Source organism: Stenotrophomonas indicatrix, assembly GCF_050573115.1.
Taxonomy (GTDB): domain Bacteria; phylum Pseudomonadota; class Gammaproteobacteria; order Xanthomonadales; family Xanthomonadaceae; genus Stenotrophomonas; species Stenotrophomonas lactitubi_A.
Map to the genome: position 1 here is coordinate 336,089 of NZ_JBNYZT010000005.1, position 17,620 is coordinate 353,708.

At 66.4% G+C, this 17,620-nt stretch carries 14 protein-coding genes; 11 read left to right on the forward strand and 3 right to left on the reverse strand.

The window, feature by feature from the left end; genetic code table 11:
* Positions 1 to 102: 102 nt before the first annotated feature.
* From ACQ5SA_RS14325 to ACQ5SA_RS14335, 3 genes are all read right to left on the reverse strand, one after another.
* Positions 103 to 1,311 (reverse strand): acetyl-CoA C-acyltransferase, encoded by a 1,209-nt coding sequence (locus ACQ5SA_RS14325; protein WP_499314587.1) that lies wholly within the window; start codon positions 1,309 to 1,311, stop codon positions 103 to 105.
* 69 nt (positions 1,312 to 1,380) lie between these two features.
* Complete coding sequence (locus tag ACQ5SA_RS14330) at positions 1,381 to 3,753, reverse strand: 3-hydroxyacyl-CoA dehydrogenase/enoyl-CoA hydratase family protein (protein WP_499314589.1); 2,373 nt, start codon at positions 3,751 to 3,753, stop codon at positions 1,381 to 1,383.
* Between the two features lie 26 nt (positions 3,754 to 3,779).
* A complete protein-coding gene (locus tag ACQ5SA_RS14335; protein WP_191078907.1) occupies positions 3,780 to 4,448 on the reverse strand; it encodes a TetR/AcrR family transcriptional regulator in 669 nt (222 codons plus the stop codon).
* Between the two features lie 326 nt (positions 4,449 to 4,774).
* Here ACQ5SA_RS14335 and ndk point away from each other — a divergent pair, with 326 nt between their 5' ends.
* The 11 genes from ndk (at position 4,775) to guaB (ending at position 17,556) form a co-directional block, all read left to right on the forward strand.
* Complete coding sequence (ndk, locus tag ACQ5SA_RS14340; protein ID WP_089240536.1) at positions 4,775 to 5,200, forward strand: nucleoside-diphosphate kinase; 426 nt, start codon at positions 4,775 to 4,777, stop codon at positions 5,198 to 5,200.
* A 10-nt stretch (positions 5,201 to 5,210) separates the two neighbouring features.
* Positions 5,211 to 6,416 (forward strand): dual-specificity RNA methyltransferase RlmN, encoded by a 1,206-nt coding sequence (gene rlmN, locus ACQ5SA_RS14345; RefSeq protein WP_499314591.1) that lies wholly within the window; start codon positions 5,211 to 5,213, stop codon positions 6,414 to 6,416.
* A complete protein-coding gene (pilW, locus tag ACQ5SA_RS14350; RefSeq protein WP_499314593.1) occupies positions 6,403 to 7,188 on the forward strand; it encodes a type IV pilus biogenesis/stability protein PilW in 786 nt (261 codons plus the stop codon). Before rlmN ends, pilW begins: the two co-directional genes overlap by 14 nt.
* Before the next feature lie 18 nt (positions 7,189 to 7,206).
* Positions 7,207 to 8,067, forward strand: a complete 861-nt coding sequence (locus ACQ5SA_RS14355) for a helix-turn-helix domain-containing protein (protein ID WP_499314595.1) — start codon at positions 7,207 to 7,209, stop codon at positions 8,065 to 8,067.
* Between the two features lie 64 nt (positions 8,068 to 8,131).
* Complete coding sequence (locus ACQ5SA_RS14360; protein ID WP_100552316.1) at positions 8,132 to 8,770, forward strand: YfgM family protein; 639 nt, start codon at positions 8,132 to 8,134, stop codon at positions 8,768 to 8,770.
* Positions 8,770 to 9,978, forward strand: a complete 1,209-nt coding sequence (gene bamB / locus ACQ5SA_RS14365) for an outer membrane protein assembly factor BamB (RefSeq protein WP_499314598.1) — start codon at positions 8,770 to 8,772, stop codon at positions 9,976 to 9,978. The genes ACQ5SA_RS14360 and bamB overlap by 1 nt, the downstream gene beginning before the upstream one ends.
* Before the next feature lie 15 nt (positions 9,979 to 9,993).
* Positions 9,994 to 11,391, forward strand: a complete 1,398-nt coding sequence (gene der / locus ACQ5SA_RS14370) for a ribosome biogenesis GTPase Der (protein WP_025874993.1) — start codon at positions 9,994 to 9,996, stop codon at positions 11,389 to 11,391.
* A gap of 175 nt (positions 11,392 to 11,566) precedes the next feature.
* The gene (gene moeB / locus ACQ5SA_RS14375) at positions 11,567 to 12,703 is read left to right on the forward strand and encodes a molybdopterin-synthase adenylyltransferase MoeB (protein WP_499314600.1); all 1,137 of its coding nucleotides are present in this window, start codon (positions 11,567 to 11,569) and stop codon (positions 12,701 to 12,703) included.
* A gap of 237 nt (positions 12,704 to 12,940) precedes the next feature.
* Positions 12,941 to 14,776, forward strand: a complete 1,836-nt coding sequence (locus ACQ5SA_RS14380; RefSeq protein ID WP_499314602.1) for a monovalent cation:proton antiporter-2 (CPA2) family protein — start codon at positions 12,941 to 12,943, stop codon at positions 14,774 to 14,776.
* A gap of 173 nt (positions 14,777 to 14,949) precedes the next feature.
* Positions 14,950 to 15,828, forward strand: a complete 879-nt coding sequence (gene folD, locus ACQ5SA_RS14385; protein WP_100552320.1) for a bifunctional methylenetetrahydrofolate dehydrogenase/methenyltetrahydrofolate cyclohydrolase FolD — start codon at positions 14,950 to 14,952, stop codon at positions 15,826 to 15,828.
* Positions 15,829 to 16,098: 270 nt separating this feature from the next.
* Complete coding sequence (gene guaB, locus ACQ5SA_RS14390) at positions 16,099 to 17,556, forward strand: IMP dehydrogenase (RefSeq protein ID WP_108265564.1); 1,458 nt, start codon at positions 16,099 to 16,101, stop codon at positions 17,554 to 17,556.
* Positions 17,557 to 17,620 lie beyond the last annotated feature (64 nt).

The following is a 17,620-nucleotide window of genomic DNA, read 5'->3' on the forward strand; positions in this document are numbered from 1 at the left end:
GCTGCCAAGCCTGCAGGGATGTACTTGCGGCGTGTCCCGGGCAGCCTCACCCACCCGGGCCCCTTCAATACACCGACACGTCCGCCGGCAACGCCTTGAACCTTACAGCGCCTCGAAAATGCCCGCCGCGCCCATGCCGGTACCGATGCACATCGTCACCATGCCGTATTTCTGCTGGCGACGACGCAGGCCGTGCAGCAGGGTCGCGGCACGGATTGCGCCGGTCGCGCCCAGCGGGTGACCCAGGGCGATTGCGCCGCCCAGCGGGTTGACCTTGGACGGGTCCAGGCCGCAATCGCGGATCACCGCCAGCGACTGCGCGGCGAAAGCTTCGTTGAGCTCGATCCAGTCCAGCTGATCCTGGGTCAGGCCGGCCTGCTTCAGCGCCTTCGGAATCGCGGCGATCGGGCCGATGCCCATCACTTCCGGGCGCACGCCGGCAACAGAGAAGCTGACGAAGCGGGCCAGCGGGGTCAGGCCGTAATCCTTGATCGCCTGTTCCGAGGCCAGCAGCACCGCGCCGGCGCCATCGCTCATCTGCGAGGAGTTGCCGGCGGTGACGGTGCCGCCGAACTGGCCGTTGCGGAACACCGGGCGCAGCTTGGCCAGGCCTTCAGCGGAGGAATCCGGACGCGGGCCTTCGTCGGTGTCGGCGACCTTGTTGCGGGTGATGATGCGCTTGCCGTCGGCCAGATCGGGCTGGTGCGAGACGATCTCGTACGGGCTGATCTCGTCCTTGAAGTCACCATTCTGGATGGCGGCCATGGCCTTCTGGTGCGAGGCCAGGGCGAACGCGTCCTGATCTTCGCGCGAGACCTTCCACTCTTCAGCGACCTTCTCAGCGGTGATGCCCATGCCGTAGGCGATGGCGACGTGGTCGTTGTCGAACACGCTCGGGGCCATCGCGATCTTGTTGCCCATCATCGGCACCATCGACATCGATTCGGTGCCACCGGCCAGCATCAGGTCCGAATTGCCCAGGCGGATCTGGTCGGCGGCCATGGCCACGGCCTGCAGGCCGGAGGAGCAGAAGCGATTGACGGTCTGCGCGGCGATGGTGTCCGGCAGGCCGGCCAGCAGCACGCCGATGCGGGCCACGTTCATGCCCTGCTCGGCTTCCGGCATCGCACAGCCGATGATCGCGTCATCGATGCGGTTGACGTCCACGCCCGGCGCCTGCGCGACGACACTGCGCAGCACGTGGGCGAGCATGTCATCGGGGCGGGTGTTGCGGAACATGCCCTTGGGCGCCTTGCCAACCGGGGTGCGGGTGGCGGCGACGATGTAGGCGTCCTGGATTTGCTTGGTCATTGCAGTGATCTCTTGAATAGGGGTTGGAAGAGGTTGCCGGCCAGCGGCCGGCACTACCGATGTCTTCCGTCAGTTCCGCAGCGGCTTGCCGGTCTTCAGCATGTGCGCGATGCGGGCCTGGGTCTTTTCCTGCTGGGCCAGTTCGACGAAGTGCTTGCGCTCCAGGGTCAGCAGCCACTCTTCGTCGACCAGGGTGCCGCGGTCGACCTTGCCGCCGCACAGCACGGTGGCGATGCGCTCGGCGATTTCGTAGTCGTACGGGCTGATGAAGCGGCCTTCCAGCATGTTGACCAGCATCATCTTGAAGGTCGCGATGCCGACGTCACCGGCCACCTGGATGCGGCGTGCCGGCAGCGGCGGACGGTAGCCGGCTTCGGCCAGGGCGCGTGCTTCGGCCTTGGCGATGTACAGCGCCTCGTAGCTGTTGAACACCACCTTGTCGGTGCTGCGCAGCAGGCCCAGTTCCTGGGCGTTGACCGCCGAGTTGGACACCTTGGCCATTGCCACGGTCTCGAAGGTCTTCTTCAGTTCGGCGAACACGTCACCGCCCGGGCCAGCGGCCTGCGAAGCACGCACAGCCAGTTCCTTCAGGCCACCACCGGCCGGCAGCAGGCCGACGCCGGCCTCGACCAGACCGATGTAGCTTTCCAGGAAGGCCACGGTCTTGGCGCTGTGCATCTGGAACTCGCAACCGCCACCCAGGGCCAGGCCGCGCACGGCCGCTACGACCGGCACCAGCGAGTACTTGATGCGCTGGCTGGTGCGCTGGAAGTTGTACACCATTTCCTCGAACTGGTCGACCTTGCCGGCCTGCAGCAGGCCGAGCGCGCCGGCCAGGTCGGCACCGGCGGAGAAAGGCTCCTTCTGCTGCCAGATCACCAGGCCCTGGAAGTCCTTCTCGGCGCGCGTGACGCACTCCTGCAGCCCGTCCAGCACGTGATCGGACACGGTGTTCATCTTGGTCTTGAAGCTGACCACCGCGATGCCGTCGCCGTCGTGCCACATGCGCACGCCTTCGTTCTCGAACACGGTTTCGCCCGGCGCGAACTTCTCGCCCAGCAGCGGATCCGGGAAGCGCTGGCGCTGATACACCGGCAGCGACGAACGCGGCAGCTTGGCGTTGCGCGACGGGCTGTAGCTGCCCTCGGCTGCGTGCACGCCGTCGCGGCCATCGAACACCCAATCCGGCAGCGGGGCGTTGCTCATGCTCTTGCCGGCGACGATGTCATCGGCGATCCACTGCGCGACCTGCTTCCAGCCGGCGGCCTGCCACGTTTCGAACGGGCCCAGCGACCAGCCGTAGCCCCAGCGGATGGCCAAGTCGACGTCGCGCGCGGTCTCGGCGATATCGGCCAGGTGGTAGGCGCTGTAGTGGAACAGATCGCGGAACGTCGCCCACAGGAACTGTGCCTGCGGGTGCTGGCTCTCGCGCAGCTTGGCGAACTTCTCGGCCGGGTTCTTGATCTTCAGGATCTCGACCACTTCCGGTGCGGCGGCGCGGTCGGCGGCGCGGTAATCCTGCTTTTCCAGGTCCAGCACCACGATGTCCTTGCCGACCTTGCGGAAGATGCCGGCGCCGGTCTTCTGGCCCAGGGCGCCCTTGGAAATCAGCGCATCCAGCCACTTCGGCGACTTGAAGAATTCATGCCACGGGTCGTTCGGAAGGGTATCGCCCATGGTCTTGATGACGTGGGCCATGGTGTCCAGGCCGACCACGTCGGAGGTGCGGTAGGTGGCCGACTTCGGGCGGCCGACCAGCGGGCCGGTCAGGCCGTCCACTTCATCAAAGCCCAGGCCGAACTGCTGGGTGTGGTGGATGGTGGACAGGATCGAGAACACGCCGATGCGGTTACCGATGAAGTTCGGGGTGTCCTTGGCGTACACCACGCCCTTGCCCAAGGTGGTGACCAGGAACGCTTCCAGGCCTTCCAGTACGCTGGCATCGGTGGTGGTGGCCGGAATCAGCTCGGCCAGGTGCATGTAGCGCGGCGGGTTGAAGAAGTGCACGCCGCAGAAACGGTGGCGCAGCTGTTCGGGCAGCACGTCGGCCAGCTTGTTGATGCCCAGGCCGGAGGTGTTGGAGGCCAGCACGGCGTGGTCGGCCACGAACGGGGCGATCTTCTTGTACAGGTCCTGCTTCCAGTCCATGCGCTCGGCGATGGCCTCGATGATCAGGTCGCAGTCCTTCAGCTGTTCCAGGCCGGTCTCGTAGTTGGCCGGGGTGATGGCTTCGGCCAGCGACTTGCTGGCCAGTGGTGCCGGGCTCAGCTTGCCAAGGTTGGCGATCGACTTCAGCACGATGCCATCGGCCGGACCTTCCTTTGCGGGCAGGTCGAACAGCACGGTGTCGACGCCGGCATTGGTGAGGTGGGCGGCGATCTGGGCACCCATGACGCCGGCACCCAGCACGGCGGCGCGGCGGACTAGCAGGGAATTGGACATGGTGTAGGGCCTTTGTTGGTCAGCAGTTACTGGGTGGAATCAATGGAGGCGGGCAGGGTGCTGCCGCTGCGGGCGGCGGCGCGGAATCCGGCCTCGGCGAAATGAATCAGTTCATGCGCGGCATGGGCACGATGCGCCGTTTCAGTGACACCGGCGGGTCGCTTGATCAGCCCGAAATCGGCCATGGCATAGGTCAGCGAGCCGGCCAGGAAATCCAGGCGCCAATAGAGCTCTTCCTTGCTCAGGTCCGGCACGCATTCGGCGATGGCCTTGCCGAACGCGCGCAGCACGTGGCCGTAGTGGTCGGACAGGAACTTGCGCAGGTTGTCGTTCTTCTCAGCGTAGGCACGGGCGATCACGCGCACAAAGGCGCCGCCGTTCTGCCGGTCCTGGGCCAGCGCCAGGGCCGGCTCGACGAAGGCGGCCAGCACCGGACGCAGTTGCCCGGGGTGTTCATTGCGGGCGCGCTCGAGCTGGGCCAGGCGGGCACCGGTCATCTCATCCATGCGGCGGCGGAAGACTTCGTTGACCAGATTTTCCTTGGAGCCGAAGTGGTAGTTCACCGCAGCGATGTTGACGTCGGCCTGGCTGGTGACCTGGCGCAGCGAGGTACCGGCAAAGCCGTGCTGGGCGAACAGCTCCTCGGCGGCGCCGAGGATCCGGTCCTTGGTCGAGAAGTGGGCGGGCTTGGCCATCGGGCGGGCAGACCTTAATCAAACGATTGTTTGATACTAGAACCAGACGGTAGCGTATGGCATTTTGCAGTGCAGCAAAAACACCCGGACCGGTCAGATTCCACTCAGGTGGGTGAATGGGGTGGGGTGGGGCAGTGCCGGCCGCTGCCGGCAGCCCCCGCGAGGTTGAATGGCGGCCAATGCCGGCCAGCGGCCGGCACTACCACGTTGGCGCGTTATCTTTTACAATCCGCCTACGTTTATCAGGCTAAGCCCGCGTTTCGACGCGGCTTTTTTTTTTGTTACCCTTCGGGCCATCAGCGGCCCGATTCCATTGGAGACATCCCATGGCGCTGGAGCGCACCCTTTCGATCGTCAAGCCGGACGCCGTTGCCAAGAACGTCATCGGCGAAATCTACGCCCGCTTTGAAAAGGCTGGCCTGAAGGTCGTCGCCGCCAAGTACAAGCAGCTGTCGCGCCGTGAAGCCGAAGGCTTCTACGCCGTGCACCGCGAGCGTCCGTTCTTCAACGCGCTGGTCGAGTTCATGATCTCCGGCCCGGTGATGATTCAGGCCCTGGAAGGCGAGAACGCCGTCCTGGCCCACCGCGACCTGCTGGGCGCCACCAATCCGAAGGAAGCCGCTGCGGGCACCATCCGCGCCGACTTCGCCGAATCCATCGATGCCAACGCCGCCCACGGCTCGGACTCGGTCGAGAACGCCGCGATCGAAATCGCCTACTTCTTCGCCGCAACCGAAGTCGTTTCGCGCTGAGAGTGATGCCGTGAACGAGGTCGTACAGCCAACCGCCATCCCTTCCGTACTCGTTGCGGGTCCGGTTGTGGCAAAGCAGAATCTGCTCGACCTCGATCGCGAGGGTCTGGAGCGCTTCTTCGCCGAGACTCTCGGCGAAGCGCGCTACCGCGCCCATCAGGTGATGAAGTGGATCCACCATCACTACGTCACCGATTTCGATGAGATGACCGACCTGGGCAAGGCGCTGCGCGCCAAGCTGCACCAGCACGCCGAGGTCCGCGTCCCCAACATCGTGTTCGACAAGCCCTCCGCCGACGGCACCCACAAGTGGCTGCTGGCGATGGGCACCGATGGCAAGAACGCCATCGAGGCCGTCTACATTCCGGACAAGAACCGCGGCACCCTGTGCGTGTCCTCGCAGGTGGGCTGCGCGCTGAACTGCACGTTCTGTTCAACCGCCACCCAGGGCTTCAACCGCAACCTCTCCACTGCCGAGATCATCGGCCAGGTGTGGGTCGCTGCGCGTCATCTGGGCAACATCCCGCACAAGCAGCGTCGTCTCACCAACGTGGTGATGATGGGCATGGGCGAGCCGTTGATGAATTTCGACAACGTCGTGCGCGCCATGAGCGTGATGCGCGACGACCTGGGCTACGGCCTGGCCAACAAGCGCGTGACCCTGTCGACCTCCGGCCTGGTGCCGCAGATCGACCGCCTGTCCACCGAAAGCGACGTGTCGCTGGCGGTGTCGCTGCACGCGGCCGACGATGCGCTGCGCGAGACGTTGGTCCCGCTCAACAAGAAGTACCCGATCGCCGAGCTGATGGCATCGTGCGCACGCTACCTGCGCGCCAACAAGCGCCGCGAGTCGGTGACCTTTGAATACACCCTGATGAAGGGCATCAACGACCAGCCCGAGCATGCCCGGCAACTGGCGCGGCTGATGCGCCAGTTCGACAACGCCGTGCAGGCGTCGCACTCGGGCAAGGTCAACCTGATTCCGTTCAATCCGTTCCCGGGCACGCGCTACGAGCGTTCCGGCGAGAGCGAAATCCGCGCCTTCCAGAAGATCCTGCTCGACGCGAAGGTGCTGACCATGGTCCGACGGACCCGTGGCGACGATATCGACGCCGCCTGTGGCCAGCTCAAGGGCCAGGTGATGGATCGCACCCGCCGCCAGGCTGAGTTCAACAAGACACTGCAGGCAGGGAAGGGGAGCGATGCGGCTGCCTGACCGCTTCTGGCTGGCGCTGCTTGCAGGCGTGCTGGCCCTCTCGGTCACTGCATGCAAGTCGCAACCCAAAGCCAAACTGGGTCCCAGCCAGGCGACGGTCTACTCGGTCCGCGACCCGGAGGGCGTTCGCCGCCATGTGCGCGCGGCGGATCTGCTGGCTCTGGCCGTCCGCGACATGCAGAGCGGCAACCTGGATTCGGCCGAGCGCAAGACGCGCGACGCGATCAAGCTGGCTCCCACCGACCCCGATGCACTGGTGCTGCTGGCTGGCATCGATGATCAGCGTGGCCGCACCCGGCAGGCCGGGGAAGGCTTCCGCAGGGCTGCCGAGCTGGCGCCGCAGCGGGGTGACGTACTCAATAATTACGGTGCCTGGCTGTGCCAGAACGGGCAGGCTGCCGAGTCGTTGGCCTGGTTCGACCGTGCGTTGCAGGCGCCCAACTACACCACGCCGGCCGAGGCGCAGGCCAATGCCGGCAGCTGCGCGTTGGACGCAGGCCAGCTTGAACGTGCCGAGCGCAACCTGCGTGCGGCCTTGGCGCAGGTGCCGGACAACCCGGTTGCGCTGGAGGCGATGGCCCAGCTGAGCTTCCGTCGCGGCCAGTTCATGGAGGCCCGCGCCTTCGCCGAACGTAGGATTGCGGCTGCACCGGCCACGCGTTCCGTGTTACAACTTGCGTCTGAAATCGAGGCGCGACTGGGTGATCAGGCAGCATCTGATCGCTATCTTCAGCGGATTCGACAGGAATTTCCGCAGGACGCGGGCTCCTAACTCCAGGGTTGATGCATTGTGATTGATGACCAGACTGTGAGCGATCTCGAGACCGTGGCCGGCTGCGGCACCCGCCTGCGCCAGGCCCGTGAGGCCGCCGGACTGACCCTCGAAGATGTCGGCCAGCGCCTGCGCATGCCGGTTCAAGTGGTGAAGTCGCTCGAACAGGAGCAGTGGCAGAAGCTCGGTGCGCCGGTGTTCGTGCGCGGCCAGCTGCGCAGCTACGCGCGCCTGCTAGGTGTCGACGTCAGCGAACTGCTGGAACAGGCCCAGGTGGGCCCGGTGGTTCCGCCGACCCTGGTCAGCCACACCCATACCCCGCGTGCGCGCCGCATTGCCGAGAATCTCGGCCGCCGTGCGCTGTATGTCGGTATTACCGCCGTGCTGGCCGTCCCGGTGTGGTTCGCCACCCGTGGCCACTTCGATGGCTCCACGCCCTCGCCGAACACTGCCTCGCTGGACGTGATCCCGGCCGCCGTGCCGGTTACCCCGGCCGGTCCCGGGTCCGCCGCTGCGGCGCCCGCCGAAGTGGTCGCCGCGCCCGTCGCCAAGCCGACCGCTACCCCCTACGTTGCCTCGCTGGCCCCGGTGCCCCGCGCTGCGCCGGCCGCTGCCGCCAACCTGGACATGCAGTTCAGTGGCGACAGCTGGGTCGATATTGCCGGTCCGGATGGCGGCAGTGTCGAGAAGGCGCTGATCAAGGCGGGCGAGACCCGCAGCTTCACTCCCGGCCAGGTGGCCCGGGTCACCTTGGGCAACGCCTCGGCGGTCCAGGTTCAGCAGAATGGCGCTATCGTCGATCTGACGCCCTATCAGCGAGCCAACGTGGCACGCTTTCAGGTATCCTCTGAAGGCTCCGTTGTCCCGGTTTCACACTGAGGCGCGGTTTCACCACCTTCGATAATCCCAATGGTCCCTCCCGATGGGTGGGGCGAGAGTACGCATGGCGATCGACGACCTGCTCGACGAGCACGAACAAAGTGAACGCGTCCGCAGCTGGCTGCGGAAGAATGGTGCCAGCATCCTCGGTGGCGTAGTCATCGCCATCGGTGCCATTGCCGGCTGGCAGTGGTACCAGAAGGACCAGGGCGGCAAGCTGGCCTCGGCCAATGTCGAGTACCAGAAGGCCCTGGCGGGTCTGCAGGCCAACAAGCTCGATGACGCGGCCAAGGCGGTCAAGGCGCTGGAGGCTGGCCCGTCCAGCATCTACGGCGATCTGGCTGCGCTGCAGCTGGCCAAGGCCCAGGTCGATGCAGGCAAGAATGAAGAAGCGCTGGCAACCTTGCGCGCGGTGAAGGTCGAAGGTGACCTGCAGCGCGTGGTCGACCAGCGTGTGGCACGCCTGCTGGTGGCTACCGGCAAGGGTGATGAAGCGATCAAGCTGCTGGGCAGCGCCACCGACAGCAGCAGCCTGGAAATCCATGGCGATGCGCTGATGGCGCAGGGCAAGCGTGACGCGGCTCGGGAACAGTATGAGAAGGCGCTGAAGACGCTGGACGTGGCAGCGCCGCAGCGGCGACTGCTGGAAACCAAGGTTATGGACGCCGGCGGCACCGTCGCCGCCCCTGCGGAGTCGGTTTGATGAGTCAGAAGGTCATGATCACGCGCGTCGCCACCGTACTCCTGCTCGGTATGGCGCTGTCCGGTTGCAGCACCATGAAGGGCTGGTTCGCCGGCAAGGACGCAGCAGCGAAGAAGGCACAGGAGCCGGCTGAACTGGTGAAGTTCGAGCCGACCCTGAAGGTCAGCAAGGCCTGGTCGGTCAATCTGGGCAAGGGCGAGCGCCGCATCGGCGTGCGCCAGGGCCCGGCAGTGGCCAATGGTCACGTGTTCGCCGCGGCGATCACCGGTGGCGTGCACGCCATCGACCTGCAGACCGGCAAGAAGGTCTGGACCTGGGAGCCGAAGAAGGAAAAGAAGAAAGCCAAGCTGCGGCTGTCCGGTGGTCCGGGCGTCGGCGAGAACCTGGTGGTCATCGGTACCCTTGATGGCCAGGTGATCGCGCTGGACATCAACGATGGCAGCGAGAAGTGGCGCGCACGCGTGCCGAACGAAGTCATCGCCGCACCGGCCATTGCCCAGGGCATGGTCTTCGTGCGCAGCAATGACGGTCGCGTCACCGCGTTCGATGCCGGCAACGGCACCCAGAAGTGGTTCAACCCGAGCGAGCTGCCGGCGCTGACCGTGCGCGGCAACGCGGCGGTGGTGGCCGGTCCGGGCGTGCTGTTCATCGGCAAGGACGAGGGCAGCGTTGCTGCGATGGCCATGCAGGACGGCCGCACGCTGTGGGACCAGAACGTCGGCACTGGCGAAGGCCGTACCGAGCTGGACCGCATGGCCGACGTCGATGGCGCCCCGGTGCTCGACGGCAATACGCTGTTCGTGAGCAGCTTCAAGAACCAGACCATGGCCATCGAAGGCCCGACCGGTCGCCCGATGTGGGCGCGTGACCACGGCGGTGCCGGCGGTGTGGCGGTGTCTTCGGGCAATGTTTTCGTTACCGACAACAAGGGCGGCGTGTTCGGCTTGGACAAGGCCAGCGGCGCGGCGATGTGGTCGCAGACCGCACTGGCCCGGCGCTCGCTGACCGGTCCGGCGCTGCACGGCGACTACGTGGTGGTCGGTGACTACAAGGGATACCTGCATTGGCTGCAGGCCTCCGATGGCGCGATGGCAGCGCGGGCGAAAAGCGGCGGTGATGCGCTTCTGGCCCAGCCAATCGTCGTCGATGGGGTGCTGCTGGTGCAGAACGTTGATGGCAAGCTGACCGCATTCCGGTTGGCAAATTAATACGGAGTAATCGCGATGCTGCCTTTGGTCGCCCTGGTTGGACGGCCGAATGTCGGCAAGTCGACCATATTCAATGCACTGACCCGAACCCGTGACGCCCTGGTCCATGACCAGCCCGGCGTCACCCGGGACCGCAACTATGGCGTCTGCCGGCTTGACGAGGACAACCATTTCCTCGTCGTCGATACCGGCGGCATCGCAGAGGAAGAAGAAGGCCTGGCTGGTGCTACCACGCGCCAGGCCCGCGCTGCCGCTGGCGAAGCTGACCTGATCCTGTTTGTCGTTGATGCCCGCGAGGGCACCTCGGCGATGGACGATGAGATCCTGGCCTGGCTGCGCAAGCTGTCGCGCCCGACGCTGCTGCTGATCAACAAGATCGACGGCACCGACGAGGACACCGTGCGTTCGGAGTTTGCCCGCTACGGCTTCAGCGAGATGCTGACCGTGTCGGCTGCCCACCGCCAGGGCCTGGACGACCTGCTGGACGAGGTCATCCAGCGCCTGCCGGAAGAGGGCAGCGGCGAAGAGCTGGACAACGATCCGAACCGCGTGCGCATCGCCTTCGTCGGCCGCCCGAACGTGGGCAAGTCGACCCTGGTCAACCGCATCCTCGGCGAAGAGCGCATGATCGCCTCTGACGTGCCGGGTACCACCCGCGATTCGATCTCGGTGGACCTGGAGCGTGACGGTCGCGAGTACCGCCTGATCGACACCGCCGGCCTGCGTCGCCGTTCGCGCGTGGACGAGGTCGTCGAGAAATTCTCGGTGGTCAAGACCATGCAGTCGATCGAGCAGTGCCAGGTGGCCGTGCTGATGCTCGATGCCACCGAAGGCGTGACCGACCAGGACGCCACCGTGCTCGGCGCCGTGCTGGATGCCGGCCGCGCGCTGGTGATTGCGATCAACAAGTGGGACGGCCTGACCGACTACCAGCGCGAGCAGGCGGAAACGATGCTGTCGCTGCGTTTGGGCTTCGTGCCGTGGGCCGAGTCCGTGCGCATTTCGGCCAAGCATGGTTCGGGCCTGCGCGAGCTGTTCCGTGCGGTGCACCGCGCGCACGAATCGGCGAACAAGACCTTCACCACCAGCGAAGTGAACAAGGCGCTGGAAGTGGCTTACGAGACCAACCCGCCGCCGACCATCCGCGGCCATGTCTCCAAGCTGCGTTACGTGCACCCGGCCGGCGCCAACCCGCCGACCTTCATCGTGCACGGCACCCGCCTGAAGGAACTGCAGGAGTCGTACAAGCGCTACCTGGAGAACTTCTTCCGCAAGCGCTTCAAGCTGATCGGTACGCCGGTGCAGTTCATCTTCCGCGAGGGTGCCAACCCGTACGAGGGCAAGAAGAACGTGCTGACCGAACGGCAGGTCAAGGCCAAGCGGCGCTTGATGAAGCACGTCAAGGGCAAGTGATCCACGAGAAGGCGGCCGCAGGGCCGCCTTCTTCGTTTGCGGTAGTGCCGGCCGTTGGCCGGCAACCCGATGATGCCTGGCGTGTTCATGAGGTTGCCGGCCAGCGGCCGGCACTACCCGGCGTTTGCGGGCATCGGTCAAGGCGGCGTGGCGTGGCCTGCGCGATAATGGCGGCATGAGCATTCCAGAGCTTTCCCCCGAGCAGGCGCGGGCACGCGTGGCCCATGGCGCGGTGCTGATCGACGTGCGCGAGGCGCATGAGCGGGCCGGCGGCATGGCCGAAGGCGCGCGTGGCGTCGCCAAGGGCGAGTTGCTGGCCGACGCGGCCGCGCACCTGGCGCTGCCGGAACAGGAGATCCTGTTGATCTGCCAGAGCGGCAAGCGCTCGGCTGATGCGGCGCAGGCGCTGCTGGATGCGGGCTACACGAACGTGAGCTCCATCGCCGGTGGCACCGTCGCTTGGCGTGAGTTGTCGCTGCCGTTGGTGCAGCCGCTGACCAGCGACGCCGATCGTGATTTCTACGACCGCTATTCGCGCCATCTGCTGCTGCCGCAGGTGGGCGAGGCGGGCCAGCGCCGGCTGCAGCAGTCGCGGGTGCTGGTGCTGGGTGCGGGCGGCCTGGGCGCGCCGGCCGGCTTCTATCTGGCGGCGGCCGGGGTAGGGTACCTGTGTTTCGCCGACCACGACCGTGTCGAGCGCAGCAACCTGCATCGGCAGATCGTGCATACCGAGGCCAGCGTCGGTCAGTTGAAGGTGGATTCGGCACGTGAGCGGCTGCTGGCGTTGAACCCGTCCATCGAGGTCGAGGCCGTGCCCGAGCGGGTGACCTCGGAGAACGTGGACCGCCTGCTGCAGGATGTCGACGTGGTGCTGGACGGCTCGGACAACTTCCCGCTGCGCTACCTGCTCAACGACGCCTGCATCAAGCACGCCAAGCCCATGGTCTACGCCGCCATCGAGCGCTTCGACGGCCAGGTGAGCGTGTTCGATGCCGGCCGTCAGCGTGGCGTGGCGCCGTGCTACCGATGCCTGTTCCCGGAGCCGCCGCCGCCGGAGTTCGCGCCCAACTGCTCCGAAGCGGGTGTGCTGGGCGTGCTGCCGGGCCTGGCCGGGGTGCTGCAGGCCACCGAGGTGCTGAAGCTGCTGCTGGGCATCGGCGAGCCACTGGTGGGGCGCCTGCTGCGCTTTGATGCGCTGGGCATGCGCTTCCGCGAGACCGGCATCGGGCCGGACCCGCAATGCCCGGTGTGTGCGCCGGGCGTGCCGTTCCCGGGGTATATCGATTACGCCGCGTTTTGTCGGGGTAGGTGAGTGCTTTGGTAGATGCCGACCTTGGTCGGCGCTCGCATGCCAACCAAGGTTGGCACCTACCGAAGCGGGTGCATGGTTGGCGCCTACGAACACACATGCATGGTTTCGGGATGATGCCAGGGGCTACTCCGGGCATCGTTCCATCTCCAAGACAATAAAACGCAACGTACGTGCTATTGCCGTCATCGGTGTTGCTCTATCGTTGAGTCCGATTTCGATTTCCGGGGAACCCACCGCATGGCGGTAGAAGCAGCGACCAGCGAGCTGGTCAAGGTCGTCGCCCTGTTGGGCGCAGCGGTGGTGATGGTGCCGCTGTTCCGTCGGCTCGGCCTGGGCTCGGTGCTGGGCTACTTTGCCGCCGGTTTGGCGATCGGCCCGTTCGGGCTGGGCTGGTTCTCCGACCCGCAGGCGATCCTGCATACCGCCGAACTCGGCGTGGTCATGTTCCTGTTCGTCATCGGCCTGGAAATGCGGCCCTCGCACCTGTGGAGCCTGCGCAAGGAAATCTTCGGGCTGGGCACGCTGCAGATCGTCACCTGCGCGCTGGTGCTGACCAGCATCGCCAAGTTGTTCGGGTTGCCGTGGCAGGTCGCCTTCATCGGTGCCACCGGCTTCGTGCTCACCTCCACTGCGGTGGTGATGCAGCTGCTGGCCGAGCGCGGCGACATCGCGCTGCCCTCGGGGCAGAAGATCGTCTCCATCCTGTTGTTCGAAGACCTGCTGATCGTGCCGTTGCTGGCGCTGGTGGCCTGGATGGGCCCGAGCGCAGGCAGTGCCGATGGTGAGGGTTCGCGTTGGCTGTCGGTGGCGATCGGCGTCGGTGCCATCGTCGGCCTGGTGCTGGTTGGCCGCTTCCTGCTCAACCCGCTGTTCCGCGTACTGGCCGAATCGAAGGCGCGCGAGGTGATGACCGCCGCCGCGTTGCTGGTGGTGCTGGGCGCGGCGCTGCTGATGCAGCTGTCCGGCCTGTCGATGGCGATGGGCGCGTTCCTGGCTGGCGTGCTGCTGAGCGAATCGACCTTCCGCCACCAGATCGAAGCGGACATCGAACCGTTCCGCGGCATCCTGCTCGGCCTGTTCTTCCTCAGCGTGGGCATGGCGCTGGACCTGAGCGTAGTGGCCGCGCACTGGCAGCTGATCCTTGGCCTGGTGCTGGCGTTGATGGCAGCCAAGGCGCTGTGCATCTACGTGGTGGCGCGCATCATGGGCAGCGATCACGCGCAGGCGCTGGATCGCGGCGTGCTGATGGCGCAGGGCGGCGAGTTCGCGTTCGTGCTGTTCTCGGCCGCGGCTAGCGCCGGCGTGATCAGCCTGGACATCAATGCCAACTTCACCGCCGTGGTGGTGCTGTCGATGGCGCTGACGCCGCTGGTGGTGCTGGTCTACAAGCGTGTGGCACCGAAGCCGACCGTCAGCCTGGAAGGCGTGGACACCGCCGATGGCCTGTCCGGCAGCGTGCTGCTGATCGGCTTCGGCCGCTTCGGCCAGGTGGCCAGCCAGTCGCTGCTGGCGCGCGACGTGGACGTGACCATCATCGACAACGATGTGGAGATGATCCACAACGCCGAGCGCTTCGGTTTCAAGATCTATTACGGCGACGGCACCCGCTTGGACGTACTGCATGCCTCCGGCGCGGGCAGTGCGCGTGCGGTCGCGGTGTGCGTGAACAATGCCGAGGATGCCGACCGCATCGTCGAACTGGTGGCGCACCAGTTCCCGCAGGCCAAGCTGCTGGTGCGCTCGTTCGACCGCGAGCATTCGTTGCGGCTGATCCATGCGGGGGTGGATTTCCAGATCCGCGAAACCTTCGAGTCGGCGCTGCTGTTCGGGCAGGCCGCGCTGGTGGAGCTGGGTGCGGAGGAAGACGACGCGCGCGAGATCGCCGAGCAGATCCGCGAGCGCGACGCCGAACGCTTCGAACTGGAAATGGCCGGCGGCAACCTGCGTGCCGGCGCGCACATGGTGTTCGGCACCGCGCTGCCCGGCGTGCCGACGCCAACGCCGTTCACCGCGCCCAAGCGCAAGGCGCGCACGCTCAATGCGGATGAAGTGCCGGAAGAAGAAGAGGAATGATCTGAAGCCTGGTAGTGCCGGCCGCTGGCCGGCAGCTGCACGGTGCGTCCTGCGTTCATGAGGTTGCCGGCCAGCGGCCGGCACTACCGAAGCGGCGGCGGCCAGCATTCCCGGTGGGCGAGGGGGCGTGAATGGGGGACAATAGCGTCCCCGCCGCCCCACGCCTGCCCCCGATGACCGACTCCGCCCCCCAGCTTCCTGCCCGCATCCTCGATGGCCGCCGTATCGCCGAGGACCTGCTCGACAGCCTGAAGGTGCGGGTCGACGCCCGTGTTGCCGCCGGTGGCAGCCGCCCGGGCCTGGCCGTAGTGCTGGTGGGTGGCGACCCGGCCTCGACCGTGTACGTGCGCAACAAGCGCCGCGCGGCCGAGAAGGTGGGCATCGAAGCCTACGACTACGACCTGCCGGCCGGCACCACCGAGGCCGAGCTGCTCGACCTGATCGACCAGCTCAACGCCGACCCGAAGATCAACGGCATCCTGATCCAGCTGCCGCTGCCGGGCATCCCCGATGCGCGCCGGCTGATCCAGCGCATCGACCCGCGCAAGGACGTGGACGGCTTCCACCCGGAAAACGTCGGCCACCTGGCCCTGCGTGAATTCGGCCTGCGCCCGTGCACCCCGCGCGGCATCACCACGCTGCTGGGCCACACCGACCAGCCGGTGCGCGGCCGCAACGCCACCATCGTCGGCGTCAGCAACCACGTTGGTCGGCCGATGGGCCTGGAGCTGCTGATTGCCGGCTGCACCGTCACCAGCTGCCACAAGTTCACCCCCAAGGACGTGCTGGAACAGGCCGTGCGCAACGCCGACATCCTGGTGGTGGCGGTGGGTCGCCCGGGCATCGTGCCGGGCGAGTGGGTGAAGCCGGGCGCGGTGGTGATCGATGTCGGCATCAACCGGTTGGACGACGGCCGGTTGGTGGGTGACGTTGGATTTGAGGCTGCAGCGCAGCGGGCGAGCTGGATCACCCCGGTGCCGGGCGGCGTGGGCCCGATGACGGTGGCCACGTTGATGCAGAACACGTTGGAAGCGGCGGAAGCCGGGGTCTGATCGGGCCCGCTGTTGATGGGGGCGTGCTGATCGCGATGGACCGCTCCTGGTAGGTGCCAACCTTGGTTGGCGCGCATCTGACGGGGCCGTTGCCCCGGCTGCGGTCCGGATGCCGGACGGTTCGTGCCAACCAAGGTTGGCACCTACCAAGGGCGGTGCGCCCGCGCGACACTGTGTCGCAGCATTGCCTATTTCCGGCTACCAAAATTACTGTTCTTGGTCGCCAAAACAGGGTAAAATGTCGCGCTTCCCCACATCTCGGGTATGCCGATGCTGCGCATCCAGGCTGAAGCTCTCACCTACGACGACGTCTCGCTCGTCCCCGCTCATTCGACCATCCTGCCCAAGGACGTCAACCTCGAAACGCGGTTGACGCGCGACCTGAAGCTCAAGCTTCCGATCCTGTCCGCCGCCATGGACACCGTCACCGAAGCACGCCTGGCCATCGCCATGGCACAGCTGGGCGGCATGGGCATCATCCACAAGAACCTGAGCGTGGAGCAGCAGGCCGCGGAAGTGGCCACGGTCAAGAAGTTCGAGGCCGGCGTCATCCGCGACCCGATAACCGTCGGCCCGGAAACCACCATCCGCGACGTGCTGGCCCTGACCCAGGCGCGCAACATCTCCGGCGTGCCGGTGGTGGACGGCGGTGGCCAGCTGGTCGGCATCGTCACCCATCGCGACATGCGCTTCGAGACCGAGCTGGACGATCCGGTCCGCCACATCATGACCAAGAAGGATCGCCTGATCACGGTCAAGGAAGGCGCCGCGTCTGACGAAGTGCTGCAGCTGCTGCACCGCAACCGCATCGAAAAGGTGCTGGTGGTCAATGACGAGTTCGCCCTGCGTGGCCTGATCACCGTCAAGGACATCCAGAAGAACACCGACTTCCCGAACGCTGCCAAGGACATCGCCACCCGCCTGTTGGTCGGCGCGGCCGTCGGCGTGGGCGGCGATACCGATCGCCGCGTGGAAGCGCTGGTCGCTGCCGGCGTGGACGTGATCGTGGTCGATACCGCGCACGGCCATTCGCAGGGCGTGCTGGACCGCGTCAGCTGGGTCAAGAAGAACTTCCCGAACGTGCAGGTCATCGGCGGCAACATCTGCACCGGTGAGGCCGCGCTGGCGCTGCTGGACAGCGGCGCGGACGCAGTGAAGGTGGGCATCGGCCCGGGCTCGATCTGCACCACCCGCGTCGTTGCTGGCGTGGGCGTGCCGCAGATCACCGCGATCGACCTGGTGGCCGAAGCGCTGCAGGACCGCATCCCGCTGATCGCCGACGGTGGCATCCGCTACTCCGGCGACATCGGCAAGGCGCTGGCCGCCGGTGCCTCGACCATCATGGTCGGTGGCCTGCTGGCCGGCACCGAGGAATCGCCGGGCGAAACCGAGCTGTTCCAGGGCCGTTCGTACAAGAGCTACCGCGGCATGGGCTCGCTGGCTGCGATGGAGAAGGGGTCCAAGGACCGCTACTTCCAGGACGCCGCCACCGCCGACAAGCTGGTGCCCGAAGGCATTGAAGGCCGCGTGCCGTACCGCGGCCCGGTGGGCGGCATCATCCACCAGCTGATGGGCGGCCTGCGCGCCACCATGGGCTACGTGGGCTGCGCCACCGTTGAGGACATGCGCAGCAAGCCCAAGTTCGTGAAGATCAGCGGCGCCGGCCAGCGCGAGAGCCACGTCCACGACGTGACGATCACCAAAGAGCCGCCGAACTACCGCTCCTGATGACTGCCCGCCTCGGTCTCGTGAGCTACCTCCGCACTGCCGGCCAGCGCGCCGGCCGATACCG